The organism is Cypionkella sinensis (assembly GCF_042646385.1).
In the GTDB taxonomy this organism is placed as follows: Bacteria; Pseudomonadota; Alphaproteobacteria; order Rhodobacterales; family Rhodobacteraceae; genus Cypionkella; species Cypionkella sinensis.
This window is the reverse complement of sequence record NZ_JBHRTO010000004.1, coordinates 1-2,500: the sequence shown is the minus strand read 5'-3', so window position 1 is coordinate 2,500 and position 2,500 is coordinate 1. Positions and strand designations below refer to the sequence as shown.

Genomic DNA, 2,500 nt, shown 5'->3' with positions numbered 1-2,500 from the left:
TCCGGATGACTTGTGGCTAGGGGTGAAAGGCTAATCAAACCTGGAGATAGCTGGTTCTCCGCGAAAGCTATTTAGGTAGCGCCTCGGACGAATACCCACGGGGGTAGAGCACTGCATGGGTGATGGGGGCCCACAGCCTTACTGAGCCTAAGCAAACTCCGAATACCGTGGAGTACTATCCGGGAGACACACATCGGGTGCTAACGTCCGGTGTGAAGAGGGAAACAACCCTGACCTGCAGCTAAGGCCCCTAATTCGTGGTTAAGTGGGAAAGCATGTGGGACGGCCAAAACAACCAGGATGTTGGCTTAGAAGCAGCCATCATTTAAAGATAGCGTAACAGCTCACTGGTCTAGATAAGCTGTCCTGCGGCGAAGATGTAACGGGGCTCAAACCACGAGCCGAAGCTCAGGATGTGCAGCAATGCACGTGGTAGCGGAGCGTTCTGTGATATAGGACGCTGTCTCTTTTGCTTCTACGGAAGTAACGGAGACAATGTGCTTTCTGTGAAGCCGGGCTGTAAGGCATCCGGTGGAGAGATCAGAAGCGAGAATGTTGACATGAGTAGCGATAAAGAGGGTGAGAGACCCTCTCGCCGTAAGTCCAAGGGTTCCTGCTTAAAGCTAATCTGAGCAGGGTAAGCCGGCCCCTAAGGCGAGGCCGAAAGGCGTAGTCGATGGGAACCACGTTAATATTCGTGGGCCAGGAGGAAGTGACGGATCTCGACTGTAGTTTGCCCTTATCGGATTGGGTGGGCTGCTTAGAGGTTCCAGGAAATAGCCCTCCATCAGACCGTACCCTAAACCGACACAGGTGGACTGGTAGAGTATACCAAGGCGCTTGAGAGAACCACATTTAAGGAACTCGGCAAAATGCCTCCGTAAGTTCGCGAGAAGGAGGCCCTGTTCTTACGCAAGTAGGGGCAGGGGGCACAAACTAGGGGGTGGCGACTGTTTACTTAAAACACAGGGCTGTGCGAAGCCGTAAGGCGACGTATACAGTCTGACGCCTGCCCGGTGCTGGAAGATTAAGAGGAGGGGTGCAAGCTCTGAATTGAAGTCCCAGTAAACGGCGGCCGTAACTATAACGGTCCTAAGGTAGCGAAATTCCTTGTCGGGTAAGTTCCGACCTGCACGAATGGCGTAACGATCTCCCCGCTGTCTCAAATGTGGACTCAGCGAAATTGAACTGTGTGTCAAGATGCACACTACCCGCGGTTAGACGGAAAGACCCCATGCACCTTTACTCCAGCTTTGCACTGGTATCAGGATTGTGATGTGCAGGATAGGTGGTAGGCATCGAAGCGGGGACGCCAGTCTTCGTGGAGCCTCCCTTGAGATACCACCCTTCGCCATCTTGATATCTAACCGCGGCCCGTTATCCGGGTCCGGGACCCTGCATGGTGGGGAGTTTGACTGGGGCGGTCGCCTCCCAAATCGTAACGGAGGCGCGCGAAGGTAGGCTCAGACCGGTCGGAAATCGGTCGTTGAGTGCAATGGCATAAGCCTGCCTGACTGCAAGACTGACAAGTCGAGCAGAGACGAAAGTCGGTCATAGTGATCCGGTGGTCCCAAGTGGGAGGGCCATCGCTCAACGGATAAAAGGTACGCTGGGGATAACAGGCTGATGATGCCCAAGAGTCCATATCGACGGCATCGTTTGGCACCTCGATGTCGGCTCATCTCATCCTGGGGCTGGAGCAGGTCCCAAGGGTACGGCTGTTCGCCGTTTAAAGAGGTACGTGAGCTGGGTTTAGAACGTCGTGAGACAGTTCGGTCCCTATCTGCCGTGGGTGTAGGAGACTTGAGAAGAGTTGCCCCTAGTACGAGAGGACCGGGGTGAACGGACCACTGGTGGACCAGTTATCGTGCCAACGGTAGTGCTGGGTAGCTATGTTCGGACAGGATAACCGCTGAAGGCATCTAAGCGGGAAGCCCCCTTCAAAACAAGGTCTCCCTTGAGAGCCGTGGAAGACCACCACGTCGATAGGCCAGAGATGTAAGAGCAGTAATGCTTTCAGTTGACTGGTACTAATTGCTCGATAGGCTTGATTTGATCCAGTAACAGCAAGGTTCAACAGAACAATGCAGACTGGGTCGTATGTCAAAACAATGACATGTCAAAAGCACATACTAAGTAGACTGAACTTGGAACAACACTGATGTTTGCCATGAAATGAAGCTCAGCTTCACTACATGGCTTGTCTCTTCTTTGGTTTGGTGGACATAGCACGAGCAAAACACCCGATCCCATCCCGAACTCGGCCGTTAAGTGCCGTCGCGCCAATGGTACTGCGTCTTAAGACGTGGGAGAGTAGGTCACCGCCAAACCTAACAAGACACAATCTCTCAATACGATCTCAAAAAATCAGCAATCCAACGCTGAAACCTACGTTCCCAATACACAATCAAAGGGAACACCGGCGCGGGGTGGAGCAGCCCGGTAGCTCGTCAGGCTCATAACCTGAAGGCCGCAGGTTCAAATCCTGCCCCCGCAACCA

1 tRNA gene and 2 rRNA genes (1 of these 3 cut by a window edge) are annotated in these 2,500 nt (G+C 53.4%); all 3 read left to right on the top strand.

The window, feature by feature from the left end:
• A 23S ribosomal RNA gene (locus ACFOGH_RS20060) occupies positions 1-2,055 on the top strand (it extends 797 nt beyond the left edge of the window).
• Positions 2,056-2,215: 160 nt separating this feature from the next.
• Positions 2,216-2,330 (top strand): 5S ribosomal RNA (gene rrf, locus ACFOGH_RS20055).
• Positions 2,331-2,423: 93 nt separating this feature from the next.
• Positions 2,424-2,500: transfer RNA gene (locus ACFOGH_RS20050), tRNA-Met, on the top strand.